Source organism: Stomatobaculum sp. (assembly GCF_057248925.1).
Genome location: NZ_DBHIHF010000003.1, coordinates 86,831 through 110,529 on the forward strand (window position 1 = coordinate 86,831; position 23,699 = coordinate 110,529).

22 protein-coding genes and 1 tRNA gene are annotated in these 23,699 nt (G+C 58.9%); 2 read left to right on the top strand and 21 right to left on the bottom strand.

The features are described from left to right. On the bottom strand, positions 1-2,337 hold a 2,337-nt coding region (rpoB, locus tag ACO4XG_RS01630; RefSeq protein WP_485129636.1), incomplete at its 3' end, for a DNA-directed RNA polymerase subunit beta. A 242-nt stretch (positions 2,338-2,579) separates the two neighbouring features. On the opposite strand from rpoB, the gene ACO4XG_RS01635 reads away from it, so the two are divergent. Continuing rightward, positions 2,580-3,026, top strand: a complete 447-nt coding sequence (locus ACO4XG_RS01635; RefSeq protein ID WP_040799980.1) for a hypothetical protein — start codon at positions 2,580-2,582, stop codon at positions 3,024-3,026. Positions 3,027-3,074: 48 nt separating this feature from the next. Here ACO4XG_RS01635 and ACO4XG_RS01640 read toward each other — a convergent pair whose 3' ends face one another. From ACO4XG_RS01640 to ACO4XG_RS01685, 10 genes are all read right to left on the bottom strand, one after another. Next, complete coding sequence (locus ACO4XG_RS01640) at positions 3,075-3,521, bottom strand: YwiB family protein (protein ID WP_308509246.1); 447 nt, start codon at positions 3,519-3,521, stop codon at positions 3,075-3,077. A gap of 15 nt (positions 3,522-3,536) precedes the next feature. Then, on the bottom strand, positions 3,537-4,430 hold the full coding sequence (gene murI, locus ACO4XG_RS01645; RefSeq protein ID WP_330670169.1) for a glutamate racemase: 894 nt from the start codon (positions 4,428-4,430) through the stop codon (positions 3,537-3,539). Further along, positions 4,431-5,492, bottom strand: a complete 1,062-nt coding sequence (locus tag ACO4XG_RS01650; protein WP_308509245.1) for a D-alanine--D-alanine ligase family protein — start codon at positions 5,490-5,492, stop codon at positions 4,431-4,433. After that, on the bottom strand, positions 5,489-6,205 hold the full coding sequence (locus ACO4XG_RS01655) for a GntR family transcriptional regulator (RefSeq protein WP_308509244.1): 717 nt from the start codon (positions 6,203-6,205) through the stop codon (positions 5,489-5,491). Before ACO4XG_RS01655 ends, ACO4XG_RS01650 begins: the two co-directional genes overlap by 4 nt. A gap of 25 nt (positions 6,206-6,230) precedes the next feature. Then, the gene (gene ispE / locus ACO4XG_RS01660; protein ID WP_308509243.1) at positions 6,231-7,145 is read right to left on the bottom strand and encodes a 4-(cytidine 5'-diphospho)-2-C-methyl-D-erythritol kinase; all 915 of its coding nucleotides are present in this window, start codon (positions 7,143-7,145) and stop codon (positions 6,231-6,233) included. Positions 7,146-7,191: 46 nt separating this feature from the next. Next, entirely contained in the window at positions 7,192-7,860 is a 669-nt protein-coding gene (locus ACO4XG_RS01665) for a GNAT family N-acetyltransferase (RefSeq protein WP_308509242.1), read from the bottom strand. Then, a complete protein-coding gene (locus ACO4XG_RS01670; protein WP_308509241.1) occupies positions 7,857-8,390 on the bottom strand; it encodes a peptidylprolyl isomerase in 534 nt (177 codons plus the stop codon). Before ACO4XG_RS01670 ends, ACO4XG_RS01665 begins: the two co-directional genes overlap by 4 nt. Positions 8,391-8,568: 178 nt before the next feature. Beyond that, positions 8,569-9,165 (bottom strand): Maf family protein, encoded by a 597-nt coding sequence (locus ACO4XG_RS01675; protein WP_308509240.1) that lies wholly within the window; start codon positions 9,163-9,165, stop codon positions 8,569-8,571. Beyond that, the gene (locus ACO4XG_RS01680; protein WP_308509239.1) at positions 9,165-10,268 is read right to left on the bottom strand and encodes a ComEC/Rec2 family competence protein; all 1,104 of its coding nucleotides are present in this window, start codon (positions 10,266-10,268) and stop codon (positions 9,165-9,167) included. Before ACO4XG_RS01680 ends, ACO4XG_RS01675 begins: the two co-directional genes overlap by 1 nt. 19 nt (positions 10,269-10,287) lie before the next feature. Beyond that, positions 10,288-10,941, bottom strand: a complete 654-nt coding sequence (locus tag ACO4XG_RS01685; protein ID WP_308509238.1) for a hypothetical protein — start codon at positions 10,939-10,941, stop codon at positions 10,288-10,290. A gap of 159 nt (positions 10,942-11,100) precedes the next feature. On the opposite strand from ACO4XG_RS01685, the gene ACO4XG_RS01690 reads away from it, so the two are divergent. Beyond that, on the top strand, positions 11,101-12,636 hold the full coding sequence (locus ACO4XG_RS01690; protein WP_308509237.1) for a BCCT family transporter: 1,536 nt from the start codon (positions 11,101-11,103) through the stop codon (positions 12,634-12,636). Between the two features lie 114 nt (positions 12,637-12,750). On the opposite strand, the gene ACO4XG_RS01695 is transcribed toward ACO4XG_RS01690, so the two are convergent. The 10 genes from ACO4XG_RS01695 to ACO4XG_RS01740 all read right to left on the bottom strand — a co-directional run bounded on the left by ACO4XG_RS01695 (position 12,751) and on the right by ACO4XG_RS01740 (position 23,642). Next, a complete protein-coding gene (locus ACO4XG_RS01695) occupies positions 12,751-13,368 on the bottom strand; it encodes a superoxide dismutase (protein ID WP_308509236.1) in 618 nt (205 codons plus the stop codon). 100 nt (positions 13,369-13,468) lie between these two features. Beyond that, entirely contained in the window at positions 13,469-14,473 is a 1,005-nt protein-coding gene (locus tag ACO4XG_RS01700; protein ID WP_308509235.1) for a glycosyltransferase family 2 protein, read from the bottom strand. After that, positions 14,466-15,305, bottom strand: coding sequence for a LicD family protein (locus ACO4XG_RS01705; protein WP_308509234.1), 840 nt, complete (start codon positions 15,303-15,305; stop codon positions 14,466-14,468). The genes ACO4XG_RS01700 and ACO4XG_RS01705 overlap by 8 nt, the downstream gene beginning before the upstream one ends. A 9-nt stretch (positions 15,306-15,314) precedes the next feature. Further along, positions 15,315-16,658 carry a glycosyltransferase family protein gene (locus ACO4XG_RS01710; protein WP_308509233.1) on the bottom strand — a complete coding sequence of 448 codons (1,344 nt, stop codon included), beginning with the start codon at positions 16,656-16,658 and terminating at the stop codon, positions 15,315-15,317. Then, entirely contained in the window at positions 16,643-18,535 is a 1,893-nt protein-coding gene (locus ACO4XG_RS01715) for a hypothetical protein (protein WP_308509232.1), read from the bottom strand. The genes ACO4XG_RS01710 and ACO4XG_RS01715 overlap by 16 nt, the downstream gene beginning before the upstream one ends. 22 nt (positions 18,536-18,557) lie before the next feature. Further along, a complete protein-coding gene (locus tag ACO4XG_RS01720) occupies positions 18,558-20,759 on the bottom strand; it encodes a hypothetical protein (protein ID WP_308509231.1) in 2,202 nt (733 codons plus the stop codon). Continuing rightward, entirely contained in the window at positions 20,740-21,522 is a 783-nt protein-coding gene (locus ACO4XG_RS01725; protein ID WP_308509230.1) for a glycosyltransferase, read from the bottom strand. Before ACO4XG_RS01725 ends, ACO4XG_RS01720 begins: the two co-directional genes overlap by 20 nt. Next, a complete protein-coding gene (locus ACO4XG_RS01730; protein ID WP_308509229.1) occupies positions 21,519-22,169 on the bottom strand; it encodes a D-sedoheptulose-7-phosphate isomerase in 651 nt (216 codons plus the stop codon). Before ACO4XG_RS01730 ends, ACO4XG_RS01725 begins: the two co-directional genes overlap by 4 nt. Positions 22,170-22,213: 44 nt before the next feature. Beyond that, positions 22,214-23,464, bottom strand: coding sequence for an LL-diaminopimelate aminotransferase (locus ACO4XG_RS01735; protein WP_308509228.1), 1,251 nt, complete (start codon positions 23,462-23,464; stop codon positions 22,214-22,216). Positions 23,465-23,569: 105 nt separating this feature from the next. Further along, positions 23,570-23,642 (bottom strand) — tRNA-Ala (locus tag ACO4XG_RS01740). Between the last annotated feature and the right edge of the window lie 57 nt (positions 23,643-23,699).

The following is a 23,699-nucleotide window of genomic DNA, read 5'->3' on the forward strand; positions in this document are numbered from 1 at the left end:
GATCTCACCGTCGTGGGTCGAAGGACCGTCCGCGATGACCTCGCCTTCCTCGACATGGTCGCCCGCGTTCACGATGGGCTTCTGGTTATAGGAGTTCGACTGGTTCGAACGCTGGAACTTTGTGAGCTTGTAGTGCTCAATCTCGCCGTTATCGTCGCGGCGTACCGTGATTTCGCTGCCCGAGCTCATCACGACCGTGCCCGCGTGGCGCGCGACCTGGCAGACGCCGGAGTCGACCGCCGCCTTGGCTTCCATGCCGGTGCTCACGACCGGCGCATCGGTCAGCATGAGCGGAACGGCCTGACGCTGCATGTTCGAGCCCATCAGGGCGCGGTTTGCGTCGTCGTTCTGGAGGAACGGGACCATGCTTGTCGCGACCGAGAAGACCATCTTCGGCGAGACGTCCATCAGGTCGATGAGGCGCTTCTGGAACGCCGAAGTCTCCTCTTTGTGTCGACCGGAGACATTGTTGTGGACAAAGTGTCCCTCTTCGTCGAGCGGCTCGTTTGCCTGTGCGACAATAAAATTATCTTCCTCATCCGCCGCGAGATACACGACATCATCCGTGACGCGCGGGTTCTTCGGATCCTCGGACTTGTCAACCACGCGGTAGGGCGCCTCGATAAAGCCGTAGGGGTTGATGCGCGCATAGCTTGCGAGCGAGTTGATGAGTCCGATGTTCGGGCCCTCGGGGGTCTCGATCGGGCACATTCTGCCGTAGTGCGTGTAGTGGACGTCTCGAACCTCGAAGCCTGCGCGATCTCTCGAGAGACCGCCCGGGCCGAGCGCCGAGAGTCTTCTCTTGTGCGTGAGCTCCGAGAGCGGGTTGTTCTGGTCCATGAACTGCGAGAGCTGGGAAGAACCGAAGAATTCTTTGACCGCCGCCGTGACCGGCTTGATGTTGATCAGGGACTGCGGCGTAATCTCGCTGATATCCTGGGTCGTCATGCGCTCTCTGACCACGCGCTCCATGCGGGACAGACCGATGCGGTACTGGTTCTGCAGGAGCTCGCCGACCGCACGGATGCGGCGGTTGCCGAGGTGGTCAATGTCATCGGTCGTACCGATGCCCTCTTCGATCTGCATGTTGTAGTTGATGGAAGCAAAAATATCTTCCTTCGTGATGTGCTTCGGAATCAGGCGATCCACATGCCGCTTCACGTACTTCTTGACGTCGACCTTGTTCTCCTCGGCCTCCTTCAGGACTTCCATGAGCGCCGGATAGTAGACCGGCTCCACGATGCCGTATTCGGTCGGGTTCTCCATGTCGACATAGTTGCGAATATCGACCATGAGGTTCGAGAGCACCTTCAGCGCGCGCTCGGGCGTGCTCGTGCCCTTCACCATCACATACGGAATGCCCGCGTCCTGAATCTCGGTCGCGAGTTCTCTCGTGATTACCGTGCCGCTCTCCGCGAGAATCTCGCCGGTGTTCGGATCCACGGCATCCTCCAAGAGTTCCTTGCCGACCACGCGGTTCTTTAAGTGGAGCTTCTTATTGAATTTATAGCGGCCCACGCGCGCAAGGTCATAGCGGCGCGGGTCAAAGAACATCGAACGCAACAGGCCTTCCGCCGACTCGACCGAGAGCGGCTCGCCCGGACGAATCTTGCGGTAGAGTTCAAGAAGACCGTCCGCGTAGTTCTCGGTCGAATCCTTCAGGAAGCTCGCCTCGAGCTTCGGCTCGTCGCCGAACAGCGCCTTGATCTCATCGTTCGTGCCGAGACCGAGCGCGCGAAGCAGCACCGTGACCGGCACCTTTCTCGTTCTGTCAACGCGGACATTAAACACGTCGTTCGAGTCGGTCTCGTACTCGAGCCATGCGCCGCGGTTCGGGATCACCTGGCAGAAGTAGCATTCCTTTCCGACCTTATCATGTTCAATCGTATAGTAAATACCGGGGGAACGAACCAGCTGGCTTACGATGACGCGCTCTGCGCCGTTGATGACAAAGGAACCGGTGTCCGTCATGAGCGGCAGATCGCCCATGAAAACTTCGTGCTCCTTATGCTCGTCCTTATCCTTATTGTACAGCCGTACTTTGACCTTCATCGGGGCTGCATAGGTGGCATCCCGCTCCTTGCACTCCGCAATGGTGTACTTTGCCTCATCGCGGTAGAGCTGAAAATCCACAAAATCCAGACTGAGGTGTCCGGCAAAATCCTCAATGGGGAAAATATCGCGGAATACCTCCCGCAATCCCTCACCCAGGAACCAGTCGTAAGAATCCTTCTGGATCTCTATGAGGTTCGGCATCTGCAAAACTTCCTTCTGGCGGGAGAAGCTCATGCGAATGCCCTTTCCGGCTTTAATCGGACGCATATTGCTTTTTTCCATGTACGTTATCACCCCTATACTTGAAAGACCAATGGTTACCCGTGCGGATTAAGGCCCAAAGGGCATACTTCTCCCTAAAGGCCTACGAGTCCACAATAGTGCAAACTTCATCCTAACATTCCGATTGCAAGCTGTCAAGCGACAGTCTTGCGTATTTTTTCCGACTCTGCTATACTTTTGAAGCGTCCCTTTATTTTCAGGATAGACGTAAAACAAAAATTGACGGGGGATTCCAGACAATGATGAATACCGTACTCACGGTACTGCTCGTGCTCCTTGTGATCGCGGCAGTCGCACTTGCCGTACTCTATTTTGTCGGCAGGCGCTTACAAGAGAAACAGGCGGCTTCGCAACCGGCCTTCGAGGCGGCCAAGCAGCTCGTCACGATGTTGCCGATTGACAAAAAGAAAGTCAAGCTGAAAGACGCCGGCTTTCCGAAACTGGTCTGGGAGCAGACCCCCTTCTATCTCCGCTGGATGAAAGTCCCGGTCGTGAAGGCAAAGGTCGGCGCAAAGATCATCACCCTGATGGCGGATGAGACAGCCTTCCGGCAGCTTCCGCTGAAGCAGGAATGCAAGGTCATTGTGAGCGGCATTTACATCGTCGAGGTGAAGGGCGTGCGCGGCGGCGCGGTTCCCGCAATCCCGAAGAAGCGCTCCCTCTTAGACCGCATTCTTCACAGAAAATAATACAAAAACAGCAGGCGCGAAAGCGCCTGTTTTTTTTGTGCCCGTCATTCAGATCTCGTCCGGCATCCCCTCTCTCGCGCGTACTTCGACCTTCATCTCGCAGTCTTTCAGAAACGCATCACCGACATCCATCGCATAAATCAGCTCCGCCGTAATGCAGTTCTCCGTGACCGTGACGCGGAAATCCGAGGTGCTGATGCCGATCAAAAAGGTGCCGTAGGGCGTCCGGTAGTTGCAGAGCGTGCGCGCCGCGCTGTTTAAGAAGCAGAGTTCCGCCGTGCAGACCCCGCGCTTTTCGATGCGCATCGAGTTGCCGTCGATTCGCAGCGTGTTTTTCGTGCCGAAACTTTCCTCTTCCGCAGGCTCCTCATAGACAATCTCATGAATGCCCTCGTCCGTGCATCGGTAGGTTCCCGGCACCAGGAGTTCCACGTCCTCGCTCTCGCCGCCGATCAGATGCTTGCCGCTGATGGTCACCAGCACATCTTCCGTCATGGCTCTCCCTCCCCGTCAATATTCTTCGATTTCGATTTTTTTCGCCTCCAGGTGTTCCGTCGGCAAAATGGAGTTGGCGAAATCCTGAAAATTCTCGGCGAGATCGCTCACATAGAAGCGATACTTGCCCTCCATGTTTCCGTCCCCCGGGTTTAAGAGCTTTTCCCGCGCAAGGATATCCCGGAGTTCCGTCGCGGTCTCGTAGGCCGGATTCACGAGCGTCACTTCCTCGCCCATGATGCGCCCGATGGTACTCCGGATCAGCGGGTAATGCGTGCAGCCGAGCACCAGCGTGTCGACATACTTCTCCTTCAGTTCCTGCAGATAGCGCGCCGCCATTTCGTCCGTCACGCTGTCGTGTAAAAGCCCCTCCTCGACGAGCGGCACAAACATGGGGCAGGCTTTCTGAAACACGCGGATGCCCGGCGAAATGCTCTGAATGACCTTCGGATAAATTTCGGAGTTGACCGTGCCGCGCGTGCCGATCACGCCGATGCGCCCGTTCTTTGTGGCGCGCACCGCGCTCAGCGCGCCTGCGTAAATCACCCCGATCACCGGAATATCGTTCTCCTCGGCGAGGGTTTTTAACGCGTGGGAGCTCGCCGTATTGCAGGCAATCACAATCGCCTTCACACCCTTCGTCTTTAAGAAACGCACAATCTGGCGCGAAAAGCGTATAATCGTGTCCCGCGACTTTGCGCCGTAGGGCAGGCGCGCCGTGTCGCCGAAATACACCATGCGCTCGTCGGGAATCTGGCGCATCAGCTCTCTCACGACTGTGAGTCCGCCGATGCCGGAGTCAAATACGCCGATCGGGGCGTGCGCGTCGATGGTGAACCGCTCACGGCGCTCCCGCTTCGGCACATAAAGTTTGACCGGATCCTGCTCGTCAAACGTCTCGCCGTCCATTCAGGCCTCTCTCTCAAACGCGAGCTCCATGAGCTCTTTCACAAGCGTCTTCTTGTCTTTGCCGCGCGCCGCAAAGAGCATCGGATACATGCTGATTGCCGTGAAGCCGGGCATGGTATTGATCTCGTTGAAAACGACCTCTCCCGCCGCCGTCACAAAGAAGTCGACGCGGGACAAACCGTAGCCGTCGATTGCCTCAAAGATGCGGACTGCCGATTGGCGCACTTCCTCTGCGCTGTCTTCCGGGAGCTCCGGATCCACAACGGTCTTCGACTCCGCATTGTAGTATTTCGCATCGTAGTCATAGAAATCGGCCGCCGCAAGAATTTCGCCGACACCGCTCGCCTGTACCGGGCGTGCGCCGCCGCCGAGTACCGCGCACTCAATCTCGCGCCCCACAATGCACTCCTCGATCAGAATGCGGCTGTCAAAGCGCGCCGCCTCGCGGAGCGCCTCCGCGAGCTCCTCTCTCTTGTGCACCTTGGTCACACCGCAACTCGAGCCCGCATTGCAGGGTTTCACGAAAACGGGGTAAGAAAAACGATCCTCTGTTCGGTCGATGACGGCGCACATATCCTTGAGTTCCTGACTCGTCACCAGGAGGAAATCCGCCTGGCGGATACCGAGCGAATGCACGACCAGCTTGGCAACGCCTTTGTCCATGCCGACCGCCGACGCCGTGACGCCACAGCCCACGAACGGAATCCGCGCGAGTTTGCAGAGGCCCTGAATGGTGCCGTCCTCGCCGTAGAGGCCGTGCAACACCGGGAACACGAGGTCTATTTTCACGCGGGTAATCGCAGCCTGCTCATGAATCATGAGGCACTGCTCCGTTGCGTCCGGCGAGAGCACGGCGCCGATCTTCGACTCTCTCCAGCTGCCGTCCTCGATGTCCTCGACGCGGCTCACCTTGACCCAGTGTCCCTCCTTCGTGATGCCGACCAGCACGAGATCATAGGCTTCGCGATCAATGTTGTGAATGATATTTGCCGCCGAGAGGCAGGAAATCTCGTGCTCCGAGGACTGCCCGCCGAATAGTACCGCAACTGTTTTCTTACTCATCTTTTCTTTGCCTCTTTTCGTTTTGCGCTTTTCTTCTCCAGGAGTTCCTCGCTGAGACGCTTGGAAATCGTGAGCTCCTGGTTGTCAATGTGCTCTCGCATCGTCTGACGCGCGAGCGTAATGTTTCGCGTCTTCACCGCCGTCAGAATCTGCTCGTGCTCGTGGAGCAGAATCTGGCGCTTGCCGGTATCCTTGATATACTCCAGGCGATAGCGGTACATCTGGTCGCGCAGATTGTTCAACATCTGTACGAGCTTGTCGTTATATGTGCCCGCATAAATCGCGTCGTGGAAAAGCTCGTCCGCCTGCGCGATCCGTATCATATCCTTCGCATCGAGCGCCTCGCGAAAGCCGATTCTGGCCGCTTCGAGCCGCTCAATGTCATCGCTGTTCATGCGCTCCACCGCGAGCTCGACTGCGAGATCCTCGAGCGCCCGGCGCACTTCGAGCACATCACGGAGACTCTTCTCCGTGATGCCGGCCACCTCCGCGCCGCGGCGCGGTATCATCGTGACCAGTCCCTCGAGTTCCAGCTTCCGGATGGCTTCGCGAATCGGCGTGCGACTCACACCGAGCTTCTTTGCGAGCTGAATTTCCATCAGGCGCTCGCCGGGTTCCATCTCGCCCTTTAAAATTGCCTGCCGTAAGGTGTGAAATACAACATCGCGAAGCGGCATATACTCATTGACCGTCATCTTAAATTCTTCCGGCATAGCGCCTCCTTCCTGTTCCGCGCGCTCATAAGGTCGACGCGCTGACTTCTTCCGCAGAAACCGGGCGGCACAAAAAGAATGTTGCTGCCGGAAACTGTTCTTTCCCTGTCGCGATACACTGTTCCGCTCTGTCTCGCTCAGCCTCCGGGAACACCGCAAAGAAAGCCGAGCCGCTGCCGCTCATCGCGGCGCCCGCGGCGCCGCTCTCCGTGAGAAACTGCCGATAGTCGAGGAGGACGGGATATAGCTCTGTCGCCGGCTTTTCGAGCGCGTTCTGCAGCGAAGCGCCGAGCAGCGTCACATTCTGTCCCTGCAGCGCATTTTCCAATAGTCTCGCATCCGGCTGCTCCCAGGGGGCCATGGCCGAGAGCGAGAGCGCCGCGTAGACGGCCTTGGTCGAACTGCCGCAGGGCGGCTTCACGACGACCAGATGGCAGGGCGGCATCGGAGAGAGCGGTGAGAGCGCTTCGCCTATGCCCTCCGCGAGCATGGTTCCGCCGCTCACACAGAAGGGCACATCGGCGCCGAGCGGGAGTGCGAGAGCGCGCAACGCTTCGTCGCCGAGCGGCAGCGCAAAGAGGGCTCTCAGTCCCCGCAGAACAGCCGCCGCGTCTGCCGAGCCGCCGCCGAGCCCTGCCTCCGCGGGAATCCGTTTTTTCAGTTCAATCCGGACGCCGCCCGAAAGACCGCAGTGCCGAAACACCGCTTCCGCTGCCCGAACGGCGAGATTCCGCCCGTCGGTCGGCAGCGACGGCTCATCGCAGCAAAGCGTTATGCCCGCTTCTTCCGTCCGCGTGAGCAAGAGCTCGTCCGCAAGGCTTATACTCTGCATCCCCGTTCGGAGCAAGTGATAGCCGTCCGCCCGGGTGCCGAGCACCGCAAGCCCCAGATTGATTTTTGCAAACGCCCGCGCGCGGACGCTCTCCCTTCCTGTTTCCATACCAACTCCCCTGTCGACACACCGTGCCGCATTCCGGCGCTCTCGCTCAGTCTTTGTATACAGAACTTTCATGCTTTACAAAAAGGCGGCACTGAGGCGCGCCGCCCGCACGGTTCCACTGCTCTTCGATTTTTGCCGCGACCGCGCATCCGGCCCGGTTTTCCGGCACAACGCGTATCTGCGCTGCCGTAAATCCGAGTTCTCTTTCGGCATAGCGAAGGGCTGCGAGCCCCGCTTCCGCCGCATAGCCCTGTCCTCTCGCTTCGGGCCGCAAGGCGTAACCCAGTTCCGGCGGCTCCTCCGGCGAGAATCCGACCAGCCCGAGAAAGTGTGCTTCGCGCAGCTCTCCCGCGCGCCGAAAGAGCGCCCAGAGGCCGTAGTCAAAAAACGCATATTGCGTCTCGATATAGCGCCGCAAAAACGCTTCGTCTTTGAGCCCCTCCCAGTCGCCGCCGAGATAGCGATTCTCTTTCGCCGGGAGCGAAAAAGTCCGCAGGGCAGGGAGGTCTTCCATCGAGAGCTCGCGGAGAAAGAGACGCTCTGTCTCCGCAATCGGCGCGGGACGGCCGCACTTCCGGCAGGCCGCCCGAAGGAGCAGACTCTCGGTCACCGCCTCCCAGTCCGTCACATTGACATCGCCCCGCCAGGGCTCGTCGGAGACAGTGACATTCACCTTTGTCCCGTCCCTCAGCGAAACCGCATAGGTTTTTGTCAATACTCGATTTCCGGCAGCTTCTCCGGCTCCGGATAGGTCTCGCCGAAGGTCTCGACCGTGACGGTCTTAATCTTCTGGTCTCTCAGCGGCTTATCCGCCGCATTCGTCTTTGTCGTCGCAATGCGGTCCAGGACATCCTCACCCTCAATCAGCTTGCCGAACGCCGCATAGCCGCCGTCCAGGTGCGGTGCCGCCTTGTGCATGATGAAGAACTGGCTGCCCGCGGAATCCGGAATCGAGGTGCGCGCCATCGAAATCACACCTCTCTCGTGCTTTAAGTCGTTCTGCACGCCGTTCTGCTTGAACTCTCCCTTGATCACATAGCCGGGGCCGCCCTCGCCGTTGCCGATCGGGCAACCGCCCTGAATCATGAAGCCCTCAATGACACGGTGAAAAATGAGGCCGTCATAAAACCCCTTCTTTGCGAGGCTCAGGAAATTGTTGACCGTACCCGGTGCGACCTCCGGATAAAGCTCCAGTTTCATGACGCCGCCGTCCTCCATGGTAATTGTTACGACTGGGTGTTTCATTGTCAGCTTCCTCCTTGTGATTGTATCTTCATAAAAACATAAGCCTATTATAGCGGGAACTCCCGCGCTTGTCTATGCGGGGGAAAGAGTCGCGGATCACAGCTGCCTTTCACGGGGCCGTTTCGGCGCAAAAAAAAAGAGAACAGCGCCGCAAGGCAACACTGTTCTCTTTTTTGCTTCACTTTTCCGCTTCGTTTTGCTCTTCCAGCGCTTTCCACGCTTTGCGGAGCGCCCCGAGCGGGAGTCCGACCACATTGCTGTACTCGCCCTCGATTTTCTCGATATAGCAGGCAAAGCGCCCCTGAATGCCGTAAGCCCCTGCCTTATCCATGGGTTCGCCGCTGTCGACATAGGTCTGAATTTCGTCTTCTGTCATCGGCGCGACAAAAACCCGCGTCTCCGCCGCAAAGACCCGCTCCTTGGTTTCTCCGGCGAGGAGCAGTGCGACACCGGTATAGACCTCATGCGCTCTGCCCTGCAGACTGCGAAGCATCTCCGTTGCCGCCGCGCTGTCCTTCGGCTTTCCGAGGATGATGCCGTCCCGCACCACAACGGTGTCCGCGCCGATGACCAGGGTTCCGGCCGCCTCCGTCGCGGCGACACAGCCCGCCTTCCGGCGCGCGAGTTCCTGCACAAAGCGCGCGGGATCCCGCTCCGAAGAATGCTCATCAACCTCACTCGGCTGCACGCCCGGGCAAAGTCCGAGCTGCCTGAGCAAATCCAGGCGGCGCGGCGAAGCGGAGGCAAGCACAATGCGTCTCTCCCCGAGGCGCATCAGCGGAGCACCTGGTCGCCGTCCTTCGCGACCACATGGGTCTTCACGCCGAGCTGACGCATCCAGCCTCTCACTTCCAGCGTGCGCCAGTTGCCGCTGTTTAAGCCGCCGCCGTTGTTGTTCTCCCAGAGCCAGAGCGGTGTCGGCCAGAGACAAATCTCCGGTTTCACCATCTCATAGACATTGCGACCCACGCCCTGCTGGCCGTGGTGCGCCATCTGTACGATGTCCGCGCGCAGCGCGCCGGGGTTGTTCGCATAGTCCGCGACGAGCTGATTGCCCGCCTGAACGCCCATGTCACCGAGGAACAGAATCTTCCGGCCGCTCACATCGAGGCGATAGGCGACCGAAGAGTTGTTGATGGAGTTCACGCTCGAGAGGTAGGGGTCATTCATCACATTGACCGTGATGTCATCGATCGGAATGTTGTCGCCCTTGTGCACGGTGTGACGCGCACTCTCCGGCAGCGTCTCGATTGCGCTGCGGCACTGCGCGACCATGTCCGCGCGGTACGCCTCATTCGTGTTGTACCACTCCTGCGGCTGGAAGTTGTAATAGACCGCATCGATTTTGATGCCGGAATTCGGATCCTGCAGAATCTTGGTCAGTGCGCCCACATGGTCCGAGTGCGGGTGGGTGATGAACCACGCCGTCACATGGCTGCCCTTCGCGCGGAGCACTTCCTTCAGGTGTTCGGTATCGTGCTCGGTGCCGCCGTCAAAGACCAGGACTTTGCCGGCCTTCGTCGTGACAACAAAGCTCATCATCTGGCTTGCCGAGCGCGGCGCAACCAGCATGAGCTCATCGCCGCCGAAGAGCGTGCTTGTGACCACCTTGGCCGTGCCGTTGTTCACACCCGAACCGTGGGATGTCGCCGCCGTGGTCGCCTGCACCGCCGCCGTGCTGCTCTGGCTCGCCGTTGTCTCCGCAGTGCCGACCGCATTCTGATCGACCACCGCGCCGCCGGAAGTGTCGCTCTCCGTCGCGGCGGCTGTGGTCGCCGCCGAAGCGCCGCGCTGTACCACATCGGCGCGCACGCTGCCCGCCGCGAGGGTTACCAGTGCTAAAGTCAAAGCCGCTGTGCGGCGAATTAATTTTCTCATGCTGTCCTGCCTCCTAGATTTACTCTCCGCTGTACAGACCCGTCCGGTCGCCTGTGTACTTGCCGCCCGGCACCTTGACGGTTCCGTCCGTCAGAATGACTTCGTTGACACCGTCATACTGTGAGAACGGCACCACGGCCTGATTGCTGCCCGCCGGAATGGTCATGCTGACCAGGTACTTGTCCGGCTTTAAAATGTCCGTCTCGCGGAATACCTGAATGTTGACGGCGTACTTCTGATAGAGACCGCCGTAGCTCTCCTCCGAGCTCGCCGCAATCGAGAAATCCTGCTCCGCGCAGGCATCGTTGAACGCGCGAATCAGCTCGTTTGCGTAGCGCACGCCGTCCTCCTCGGTCGCCGAATTGTCGAGCGGCCAGATCAGCATGACAGTCTTGGTGTTCTCATCCACGACGGTGTCGATGTACTTCGAGAGCGGATAGTCGCTCGCGTTGTCCTTGAGGAGATCCTCGCAGGAGCTCTGTGCCTCGTCAAAATTCAATTTGATGTCGTCGTGCATCACAGCATCCTGTCCCTTGCCCTGTTCCGCAGCTGCCGAAGCCGCCGCTGAAGCCGCGAGCTGACCGCGCTTCGGTCCGCAACCGCCGAGAAGCGCTACGGCGCCGAGAAGCGCCAATCCTGTTGTATAAGCCCAAACCCATTTTGTTTTTTTCATCGTCCGTTCACCTCTGCTTACTCAATTCCGCATTATAGTAAATGCCATCCTATTTTAACAGCATTTTCCCTACTTTGTCAGAAAAGCTTAAAGTTTCTCTCTTGCCAAATCGGGCGTCGGGTGGTAAATTGTTCAATATTGGAGGTGTTAAAGACAAAAATGAACAAGAAGCTCTCACAGCGCATCGACTGGATGATCACACTGCTGCCCTTTCTGCTGATTCTGGCACTCTGCCTGACCTTTTTCACCGCACCGGAGGCTTCCGGCGCTGCCTTGAATGCCATCCGAAGCTTTCTCGGCGAGGAGTTCGGCTGGTACTACCTGCTCCTCGGGCTCGGCATTTTTCTGCTGACGCTCTACCTCGCCTTTTCTCGCTTCGGCTCTATCCGCCTCGGCGGTGATCGCCCGCAGTACTCTTTCTTCCAATGGGGAAGCATGATGTTCACGGCGGGCCTCGCGGCGGATATTCTCTTCTACTCGCTCTGTGAGTGGATGACCTACGCGACCGATGCGCATGTGCAGTCGCTCGGCGACACACAGGACTGGGCCGGCAGCTTCTCCTTATTCCACTGGGGACCCGTCCCGTGGGGTTTTTACCTCGCGCTCTCGGTCGCCTTTGCCTTCATGATTCATGTGCGGAAGCGCAACAAGCAGAAGTACTCGGAAGCCTGCCGCGCGCTCTTGAAGCAGCACACCGACGGGATTCCGGGGCGACTCATTGACCTGATTGCGGTCTTCGCGCTGATTGCCGGCACCGCGACTACCTTTGCGGTCTCCGCGCCCCTGCTCTCCGGCGCAATCTCCGCGATTTTCTCGGTCAAGGACAGCACTGCGCTGACCATTGTAATCCTGCTCTTCATCTGCCTAGTCTACACCGTCTGCGCCTACTTCGGCATCCACGGCATCTCGATCATGGCAGCCTCCTGCACCTGGCTTTTCTTTGCGCTTCTTCTTTATGTGCTCTTCCTCGGCGGCATGCCGCGTTACATTCTGGAGACCGGTCTCTCCTCGATTGGCAATGTCGCGCAGAACTTTATCTCGCTCTGCACCTACACGGATCCGCTTCGAAAGACCGGTTTTGCGCAGAACACAACCATCTTCTACTGGGCTTACTGGATGGTCTGGTGTGTCGCGACGCCGTTCTTCATCGGCAGCATCAGCCGCGGCCGCACCATACGCGAGGTGATACTCGGGGGCTATGCGGCGGGTCTCCTCGGCACCTGGGTCTCCTTCATTGTACTCGGCAACTACGGCCTCGGCCTGCAGATGTTCGGAAAAATCGACCTGCTCGGCATGTATGCAGAGAGCGGCAATCTCTATGAGACCATACTCACGATACTCCGCACCCTGCCGGGCTACCGCTTCGTGCTGATCCTCCTCGTGCTCGGGATGATTGCCTTTTATGCGACCTCCTTTGACTCGATTGCCGTGGTCGCGAGCGCCTACTCCTACCGCGAGATGTCGAGCGACGAGGAGCCCGACCGGAGACTCAAGCTCTTCTGGTCCATCCTTTTAATTCTGCTGCCGATTGCCCTCCTCTTCTCGGAGAGCTCCATGGCGAATCTGCAGACCGTCTCGATTATCGCGGCCTTCCCGATCGGCTTTATTATGATTTTGATTCTCGCCTCCTTCTTCCGGGATGCCTCAGATTACCTGAAGGAGCAGGAAGCGGCGCAAAACGCGAAGGAGCGCTGAGCCGCATCCAATGTATACCGTGCAAATCGCAAAGCCCACAAAAAGAGCGCCGCAGCCTTCTGCGACGCCCTTTTTTGATTTCATGTTTTTATGCCGGTTTTGATTGCCGCTCTCTTACGCCAGTACCGCCTCGTACTTCTCACCGACCTTCTTCCAGTCGAGTACCTCGAAGAATGCCTTTACATAGTCCGGGCGCAGATTCTTATACTTTAAGTAGTAGGCGTGCTCCCAGACATCGATGCCGAGAATCGGGACAAAGCCCTTGCCCTCCATGAGGGGGTTATCCTGGTTTGCACTCGCCGAAACCTGAAGTTCTCCGTCCTTGTTTGCCGAGAGCCATGCCCAGCCGGAGCCGAACTGACCGACCGCCAGTGCCGTCAGTTTTTCCTTCAGTGCCTCGACGGAGCCAAACTGCTTCTCGATGGCTGCCGCAAGCTTACCTTCCGGCGCGCTGTGCTTCTCCGGGCTCATAATCTCAAAGTAGAGGTTGTGGTTATAGTAGCCGCCGCCGTTATTCCGGAGTGCCTTGCGGCTCGCCTCGTCCTTCACCTCGTCGAGGGAAGAGAGAATCTGCTCTGCGGACTTGCCCGCAATGCCGGCAGCCTCGACCGCCGCATTGAAGTTCTTGGTGTAGGTCGCGTGATGCTTGGAGTAGTGGGTCTCCATGGTCAGGGCGTCGATATACGGCTCCAGGGCCGCGAATGCGTAATCCAGCTTTACCTGCTCAAACATAGTGGGACTCCTTTCGTTGGGTTCCTATAATACAGGAATCATTCTTGTTATTACCACTATAGCATATTCCGAAAAACTTGCAAGGGGAATTCCCAGTATTTTACTGGGAATTCCCCTCTTCCGGACTAAGCTCTGTTTTTTTGTCTGCCGAAACGCCGTGCTCTGCCGCCCGCACGCCGCGCTCTGCCGCGACAATATAAATCGGGCGCCCCTTGACCTCTTGAAACAGAACGCCGATGTACTGTCCCATAATGCCGAGAATCAGAAACAACATGCTGAACATGAAGCAGATGACCACGATGATGGTCGTGTAGCCGTCCGGCGCGCCGAAGCGGAGCTTCGTGAAAATCGAATAAAGCAGCAGAATCACGCCGAGGGCCCCCGAGGCGATGCCCGCATAGATGCCGAGCCGGAGCGGCAGGTCGGAAAAGCTCATAATCGTATTCATCGAGAAGCGGAACAGCTTTCGAATCGAATATTTCGAATGCCCCGCCGCGCGCGCCGCCGCCTCATAGGAGAGGGTCGTGCTCCGGAAGCCGAGACTCTGCACATAGCCGCGGAGAAAGCGCACCCGCTCCCGGTAATCGTGCCGCAGCACTTCCGCCGCGCGCGCCGAGATGCCGAAAAAGTCCGATGCGTTTTTCTCGAGCCTGATGCCGCTCAGCGCATTCATGACGCCGTAAAACCCGGCGGAGGTGATATTTTTGACGAGCCCCGCCGAGCGGTTTGCGGTCCGCACCATGCTGATCACATCGAAGCCCTCGTCAAACGCCCGCACAATCTCCGGGATGCACTGCGGCGGATGCTGGAGGTCTGCGTCCATACAGATCACATTGCCCTCCGCGTAGTCGATGCCCGCGATCATCGCGGCCTCGTGCCCGAAATTTCGCGAGAAATGCAGGACGCGGATGCGGGCATCCTCCGCCGCGAAGCGATCCAGAAGCTCCGCACTCCCGTCACTGCTCCCGTCATTGACAAAGAGGAGGGCATAGGGTCTGCCGCTCCTCTCCAGCACTTCCGTGAGGCGCTCCCGGCAAAGCGGCAGAGCCTCCTCCTCGTTAAATACCGAGACCACGACGGTCAGAATATCGGTTCTCTCAGCCATAAATTTGAATCCCCGTGCTCTCGTGGGACGGCCGCCGCTCTTCCTTCGGCGGCAACTGCATATAGTCCCCGTAGATTTTCGTGAGTACCTCGTCGTAGTGCTTCGGAATGCAGAGCTCGCAGTCCTCAAAGCGAATCTGAATCCGCCCCTGCGCGACGGCATCCGACAGGCGGATGTCGATATAGCCGGGATCGTAATTCGAGTAGTACCACTCCGCTGTCTGCTTTTTGTTGGCCCGCCGCGCAACTTTGTCCTGGAGGGCAAAGAGCTTTTTCATCGGCACCAGCTTTCCGGCGCTGCTGCCGAGAAACACCGCGCTCTTCTGCCCGAGGCTGTACTTCCCGTAATCGAGCGCTCTCCGGTGTCCCATCGCGAGCGCGTAGAGCGCCTTCTGTTCGAGCAGCGTATGTGCACCCGCCTGTCCGTCCGGCAGACGGTCCAGAATAAAGATGTCCACCCAGAGATGGTTTAGCTTCTCCTCATAGTAGGCGGTCTCCGCATCCGGGTTCCGCCGTCTCGAGTACTCGTAGATGATGCGCGGCGTGAAGTCGTAGAAACGTCTTCCGCCCCGGAAACTCTCCGGCAGCAAAAGATGCATACCCTCACGGAGTTCCCGCGGTGCGACCTTCCGGAACGCCTCCCACTGGTTCCGCGTCATCACAATATCGGCATCATCGTCCCAGGGAATAAAACCGCCGTGGCGAATCGCACCGAGCAGGGTACCGGAGTCCAGCGCATAGGAAATCCTGTACTTCTCACAGATTCGGTGTATCTCTTTTAAAATTTTCAAGTTCGCTTCCTGCACTACCTGCAGGCCATAGGCATTATTCATGAGGCGATTCTACTCCTTTTTTTCATAAAACACATTTAAGTTTTTATGTTGTAACAGAGACAGTGCTTTCCGTATCCGGACAGGATCATGGTAGGAAAGAACCTTGACGAGGGTCTCATCGCTCTCGGCCTCAAAATTTTTTGCGACCGTCCGCATTGCGAGAAAGTTTTCCTTCCGGTAGGGCGCCATGTGAATTTCATGCGCCGTCGTGGCAAGATTGCCGAGGCAAAAGACGAGCAGCGAGACGGCGGCGAGACGGCGCGCGTGCCGTCCCCCGCTGTCCCGTGCCGATAGGAAAAGGATCAACAAGAGCCCCAGCATGCCGACCTGATACTGCAGCGCATAGCGGGAACTCATGCCGTAATTTTCCCGGAGGAAAATCCAGCGGGAAGCCGTGACCAGCAAATGATTCAGAAAGCCCGAGGCGATTAGACAGAGCGGAAAGAGGCTACGCTCCTTCTCTATGAGTTTTGCCGCATACAGAAACGCAAGGGCATAGAGCGTGAGCACCAGAAGGCCGAGCCCCGTGAACACAAAGCCCGGCAGCTGTCCCGCGCTCTCCTGCCCGATGATTTCGGAGGCAAAGGAGCGCACAAAAAAGCGCGGCAGGAGCAGGGGATGTGCCCGCACGACCGTGAAAATCGAGTCCGTCGTCGCGCCGTGCCTCTCTTCGACCGAGAGACTGCGGCTGATGAGATAGAGCCCGAACGGTAACAGCACCGCGAGCACGCGAGCCGCGCTCTGCCGAAAGTCCCGCCGAAAGCGAAGCACGATGACAAGTTCCGCGAGCACGGCGGTCAGCGCGTAAATCGCGCAGTAGGGTCCCGCAAAAAAGAGTATCGTGAGCGAGGGCAGCCAGAGCAGGCGCCTTGCCGCCTTTCTGTCTCCGGTCTTTTGCAGCAGCGCGTCAAGGCTCAGATAGTGGCAGAAAAAGAGCATAAAGGCCGCAAAGTGCACCCAGCCCGAACCGTTGGTCAGCATCTCCCACTTGTTCAGCGAGAACATGAGGAGCATGAGTAACGCCGTCACCGCAAGCGGCAGTCGCTTTTTCTCGCAGTAGCGCCCCAGAAGGTAGGCATTCAGGGAGAGAAAGGCCGCGCCGAGCACCATGTCGAACATCGTGCTGTAGTGAAAGAAACGCACATTCACAATGCGCTCCAAGTAGTTGACCGGAATCCGGGTCAGGACATCGCCGTGCAGGTAGGGCGACAAGCTGTAAACATTTTCAAGATAGCTGTTTACGAGACGGATGTAGTCGGTGTAGACCACATTCGCGCTCGCCGACCGGAGATAGGCCGTCAGAAAGAGAAAGCCGAAGAGCGGCAGGAGCCGAACTGTTATTTTCCTTCCCATGCCTTCTCTCCTTCTCCCGCATCGACATCGAAGCGAACCAGCATCGCGAGCGGCGTATCGCCGCGCTGTTCGGCGGCATTTTCCACCTGAAAGTTCGTCGAAAAGCGGAAGGTGTTAAGCGCAAAGGGCGTCCCTACGACCGTAAAGCTCTCGCGATTTTTCGTGAGCGGGAAATGCTGCACGCTGTTTCCGCTCTCGACCGTGATTTCCTCGCCGCCCCGCAGGGTGCCGGGGTAGGTCACATGGAAGTGTAGTTCGCCGCTCCCCTGCAGCAGAATGCGGAGGGACGCGCTCCGATCCATCCACTCGTCTTCATAGTAGCCGTAGTCGACCGCGCACTGCAGCTCTCGGACTGCCTTGGTCTCATCGAGAAACGCATCGTGTGCGGGATCCTCAAAGAGCACGAGCATATCCGGATGTACAAGCCCGATGTCATAGACCGAGGACACATGCCGGACTACCGTGCCCTGTCCGGTATGCGCCGGATCAAAGGTTTTAAAGAAGGTGCGCCCCGTGAAATCGCTCATCTCATAGCTGTTGCCGACAATCACGATGTCCTTGCCGAGCACCTCTCGCCCGTACCTGCCGTAGGTCACATCGGCGAGGGAGTTATAGCGCGCCTGATCCGGAAAGAGATAAATCTTCGGGATAAAGCGGCGATAATACTGCTGCATTACGAGACTTAACAGGGCAACAACCGAGAGCAGCGCAAGCGGCACCGCGTTGTCAAACTGATAGCGGCGCTTTGCCTCGGGGTCCGCGTTCCGCGCCTCGCAGGAGACCCGCCGGATCCCGTAGAGATAAGCGACCAGCAGGAGTTGAAACGCATAGAGCACATAAACCCAGCGGAGCTCCACGCGTATCGTGACTGCCGAGGCCGCCGCAGAGCCAATCCAGAAACCGAGGAAAAAGACGAGATCCCGGAGGAGCTTCATGCCCTCCGCCCCGCGCTTCCGGTACCTTCTCGACAAAAAGAGCTGGTAGAAGCTGATCAGCAGGTAAAAGAGCATCGCGAGGTTCCAGAACAGCACCAGTACTTTGACGCGAAACGAAGTGTCCTGCCAGGGTCGGCCGCAGAGGTGCTCGGGCCCCGCATTGACCCCGATTGAATACAGCGCTTCGAGCACAAAATTCGTAATCGCCCCCTGCACGGTGAAGGTGTCCTTTAAGCTGGTGCCGCCGGTGCCCTCGGGCGAAACCGTCCCTATCATCACAAAGCGTATGCCCTGCATCAGCAAAAAGACCGCGACGACCGCGAGATAGCGGTACCACTTTTTGTCCCGTCTCACGAGGAGGCAGTAGAAAAACATGGGCAGCAGGACCATGTAGCGCTCGTGCGTGAAGCAATTCAGAAAATAGACGAGCAGCGCAAGACAAAAGTTCTTGGTCTCTGCTCTGCCCCTCAGGTAACGATACAGGAAAAAGGCCTGCAGCACCGCAAAGAAAACGCCCATGGTCTCCATGAGACCGAGCAACTGTCCGATCTGGTAATAGGCGAAGTGTGAGCCGAGAAACAGAAAGCCCACGGCAAACGCAACCGCGCGGTTTCCGGAGAGGCGCTTGGCAAAGAGATAGAGGAAACCCGCGAGACCCGCATTCAGCAGAATGTTGAACGGAACAATCCAGTCGATGTGGTGGCCGATGAGTTGCAGCTCTATCCAGGACGCCGCCCAGTAGACAAAGCGGCAGCGGGTCGAGCCCTGCGGAAAGGCATACTGCCAAAAGCTCTGCTCGCCCCAGCAGGACCAGGTGTAGAGGTCGTCTTTATAAAGGCCGCTGATTCGGAACTGCCGGTTCACAAAGAACGCCCAGGCGACGAGCATTGCCAGCAGCAAGAGATCGCTGCAGATGTCCTGTTTCTTTTGCTTTTCTCCCATGGCTCCTCCTTGTCTTGGCGCGCTAGCGCGCGCGGTGGTAGCGATAGAGGGCATTGCCCTCCTGCCGTATCACGACTTCAATGCTTCCCTCTTCCTCGAGATAGCGGATGATATCGGCCGCGCGGCTGTGATCCGCCAGAAACATATCGTCCGTATAGAGCGCGTCTATGCCCGCACGGTCCAGGAACTCCTTAAAAAGATCCAGCGTCTTCACGAGATACACATTGCCGCCGCTCCCCGCGAGGTCGGTGTAACTCTGCGCGTCACAGGGCAGCAGATAGCACTCAGGCTCGGCCGCCAGAGTCAGAAGACGCATGCGCGGCGCATTTTTCACATAGCGGTAGATGGGCTCGCCGCCGTCGAGAATCAGCGTCTCCTCGGCAAGCCGCCCGTGCGGATAGAAGAGACCGGTCCTGCCCTCATAGCCCGTATAGCCCCGCGCGCCTGCCCAGTTGGTGAGACAGAGCATCAGGACGGCGAGCAGTGCCGCCGGGCTAAGCGCCCGGAATAACAGCGCGCTCTTCTCCCGCCACAGCAGAAAAGCCGTGAGCAGGACCAGCAGGTAAAAAAGGCCGTAGTAATTGCCGTCAATCTGATGCAGGCGCTCGAGCGAGAAAAGCAGCAAAAAGCCCTGCACCGCGAGGAGACAGCCCGGCAGAGCAACGCTGCCCGCCCTTCGCGCGGTTTTCGCGCGGTTGTGAAAGCAGAGCGCAAGGAGCAGGACGGGAATCAGTGTCGTGCCCCAGGCAATGCGGATATGTAAGCCCGCTTCCCCGACCGGCGCAAGAAAAAGAAGCCGCAGGCGCAAAAGGAGCGCAAAGAGACGTGCTTTCCCGGAAAGCTCTGCCCCGGCATCCGGGAGACTCTGCACGGCGAGCGGATATCTGCCGTGAAAACCGAGTGTCTCAAAGAGGCCGGTGAAAACCGAGACCAGCGGATACCCGGTCAGGTGCAGCGTTCGAAGCGTCACGGCCGCAAGCGCTGTCAAGGTAACGAGCGGCGGGAGCAAAAGCTGCCGCCACGGTCTCTTGTCTTTCTGTCCGCCTCCGGCAGACAGTGTGATATGTCCTCTCCGCCGCCCGTACAACAGCGCGTAGAGGAAAAAGCCGATGAGTAAGCCCCCCGAAAAGACCGGCGCTGTCGGTTTCAGCATGAAGGTAAAGAGCAGGGCGCTCGCGGCAAAGGAAACGGCGATACGGCGCTCCGTGCCGCGCTGCCGTTCCGCGCGGCGCACTTCCCGCACGGCATAGAGCTGAAATAAAATCGTGATGAGATCGGTCTTTGCCGAGACGCTTAAGTTCATGACGCCGGGCAGCAGCGCGGCGACAGCGACCGGGTAGAGCGCGCGCTTCTCTCCGATGTCCGCTCTGCAATAATCATAGAGCAGAAATAAAAGCAGTACCCCGAGGCAAAAGGAAAAGGCGAGTGTCGGGCCGTAACTTTTCCCGAGGTATAGCGGCAAGGTCAGGATTTCGAGCCCCTTCGGGTAAAAATAGACCTGATTCACCGAGCCGAGCGCCTCAAAAATGCCCCTGCCGTTGTCGAGCACAAAGGGCGAGCGGAGCGCATAGCGGAGGGAGTCGTAGTCGACCGCGAGATTCAGGCGGCCGAGCTGCACGAGTACGGCCGTGATTGTGAGCGCCGTGACAGCGCTCTCTCCGCCGCTCCGCCGCACCTCCGCCGCCGCGCCGGGAAGCGCTCTGCTTTTTATCGCCCCGGCGACAAGCGCTCGCCCTGCGGTGAGCAGCGCAAGCAACGAAAAGATGCCCGCCAGCGCGCGCCAGATGCGGAGACCGCCGATATGGAAGCCTGACAGCAGGCCGACCAGCGCAATCCAGCACGCCGCCCCCGTCAGGAAGCCGCGATACAGCTTCTCCGCCGTGGCGGCGACCTCCGCGCGACGGTATAAGAGCGCCATGCCGGTAAGACTCAACATCAGAATCCAGAATCCCGCCATGAGCACGCTGAACAGCGCCAGATGACGAAATGCGAAGCCGAGCAACAGGAGAACACGCGCTGCGTTTCGCCGCCCTCTCCCGCGGATCCGATCGACGCCGAAAAAGAGCAGGTATACAAGTGCGGTCTCGAGGAGCATCGCCGCCGTCCGCGGGTCCGCGAACTGCTCCGCAAAAAAGCCGTCCCCCGCGAGACCGTGCGCCGCAAACAGACTGAGTCCCGCGGCAACCGCCGCGAGCAGCCCCGCCCTACGCCCCGTAGTCCACATAGGCACTCCGGTAAAGGCGCATCAGCAGTTCCGTGACGGCTTCCGGCCACATCATCCGGAACATGGCTCTCTCTTCCCGCTCCCGCACATGATTCTCCGTGAGCGCCGCGGTCGCCGCGCCGCTGTGAATCCGGTAGAGTAACAGGCTCTGCTCCGCAACCACCCAGCGACCGCCCGCCGCCGCGAGCTGCCAGAGCAGCTCCCAGTCGAGCACAAAGCGGCGCGAGGTCGAAAAGGGTGCCTCGCCGAGCGCGTCCCGCCGGTAGGCGCAGGAGGGGCAGACAATCGGATTGCCGAAGCGAAGGCTGAGGCGCTTCCCCGCCGTACAGGTCGAAAGCAACGGAACGCGCAGTGGAACGCGCAGCAGTTTTTTCACGAACTCCGCCTTGCTCCGCGGCTGAATCCTGCCGTCCCGGAGAATGCGTGCGTCCGTCGTAAAGAGAGTGAGATCCGGGTGCGCCGCCGCCGTGCGGTACAGAGTCTCCGCATAGTGTTTTGCGTAGACATCGTCCTGGTGGGCGAGCGTCACAAAGTCACCGGAGGCCTGATGCAGCGCAAAGTTCCAGTCCGCCCCGATGCCGGGTTCTCCGTCCCGCACACAGTAGCGAAAGCCGTACTGTGCCGCGAGCCGCTCGAGAAAGGGGCTCGGCGTCGCCGTGCAGAGCAGTTTCTCCGAAGAAACCGTCTGCCCGGCGAGCGAGCGGAGGCAGCGCTCCAGATAGGGCGAATCCCCGTAGGCACAAACCGCAAAGCTGTGCGTCATTTTTCGGCATCCTCCCCAAAGAAGGCAGTCTCGAGCGCGAGGCAGAGAGCATGATAAATCGGCAGGTGCAGCTCCTGAATCTGATAGGTTTCCTGCCGCGGCACAATGAGTGACACATCCGCGATTTTTGCGAGTGCGCCGCCGGTCTTACCCGTGAGGGCAATGACCTTCAGGCCGAGCGCCCGTGCGGTCTCCGCCGCATTCAGAACATTCTCGGAATTGCCGGAGGTACTGATGGCGAGCAGTACATCGCCCGCTCTGCCGTAGCCGTAGACCTGCTGCGCCATGGCAAACTTCCAGTCCGTGTCATTGCCGAAGGCGCTCTGTAGCGCGTCGTGTCCCGTGATTGCGATGGCCGGAAGCGCCCCCTCGAGCATCGCTGCGACACGCGCGCCGCGCTCGCCCTGCGCGCTCAGGGTCTCCCGCACCGCCGCCGGAATGCTGCGGCGAAAGGCAAAGCTCTTCATGAGTTCGCCGACCATGTGCTCGCTGTCGGCCGCGCTCCCGCCGTTTCCGCCGACCAGCAGCTTGCCGCCCGCCGAAAAGGCGCTTTGCAGCACCTCCAGCGCGCGGTAGAGCTCTGCCCGGAGGGGGACAAGATCCGCGTACCGTGTGAGCAAAAGCTCCAGATTTTCTTCTCTCTCCATCTCTCTGCTCCTCTCTGCCAGTTTCCGTCTTTCCTGCGCTATGGTCACAGCTGCAACGCCTGTATGCGCACCATCGCCTCGACTGTATCCTCGTAAGTTCCGAAAGCCGAGAAACGGAAATAATGCTCGCCGTGCGGTCCGAAGCCGGAACCCGGCGTGCCGACCACCGCCGCTTTCTCCAACAGTGTATCAAAAAACTCCCAGCTCGTCATATTGCCGGGCGTTTTCACCCAGACGTAGGGCGCGTTCACGCCGCCGTAGACCGAGAAGCCTGCCTTTTTCAGGGTCTCGTACATGTAGTGCGCATTCCGCATATAGTACGCGACCTGCTCGGCGGTCTCCCGCTGTCCCTCGGCGGAGTAGACTGCCTCGCCCGCGCGCTGCACAATGTAGGGCGCGCCGTTGAACTTGGTACCGTGGCGTCTGCTCCAGAGCGCATGCAGCTCGACTTCCTCGGTCGTGCCGTCCGCGCGCTTCACCCTTTTCCGAAGATCGTGCGGCACCACCGTCGCGCCGAGGCGAAGTCCCGTGAAGCCCGCCTTCTTCGAGAACGAGCGGAGCTCAATCGCACAGGTTCTCGCTCCCTCGCACTCGTAAATCGTGTGCGGAACATCGGCCTCGGTGATATAGGCCTCATAGGCCGCGTCAAAAAGAATCACGCTACCGTTCTCGTTGGCATAATCCACCCAGCGCTGCAACGCCTCCTTCCGCATGACCGCGCCGGTCGGGTTGTTCGGCGAGCAGAGATAGATGAGGTCCGGTGCCTTGCCCGCCGGGAACGCCGGTGTGAAATCATTTTCCGCGGTACAGGGCAGGTAAGTGATGCCCGCATAGACGCCCTTTTCCGCATCGTAATCGCCGCTCCGGCCCGCCATCACATTCGTATCGAGGTACACGGGATAGACCGGGTCGCAGACTGCGACCGTGGAATCGAGACTGAAAATTTCCTGGATATTGCCGGAGTCGCTCTTTGCGCCGTCCGAAATAAAAATCTCATCCGCCCGGATCTCCGCGCCGCGCGCCGCATAGTCGAATTCGACCATCTTATCCCGGAGGAAGGCATAGCCGTTTTCCGGCCCGTAGCCGCGGAAGGTCTCCGCTTCTCCCATCTCGTCGACCGCCTTGTGCAGCGCCTGAATGACCGCCGGGCAGAGCGGCTTCGTCACGTCGCCGATGCCCATCCGGATGACGCGCTCGCCCTGATGCGCGTCGGTAAAAGCGGCGACCTTCTTCGCAATCGTCGAAAACAGATAGGAACCCGGAAGTTTCAGATAATTTTCGTTGATTTGATACATACAATACTCCTTCGCTGCAAAACCTGTGACTGTTTCCTCTCCCGTGAGACGCACGCCGAAAACGCGAAAAGCCGCAGGGCTTCTGCCTGCGGCTTTTTTTCTAAATGGAGATGGAGGGATTCGAACCCTTGACCCCCACGTTGCGAACGTGGTGCTCTCCCAGCTGAGCTACACCCCCACGGGATTTGAGCGGTACTACCGTACCAACAGATAATATCTTACACCCAATCCCAAA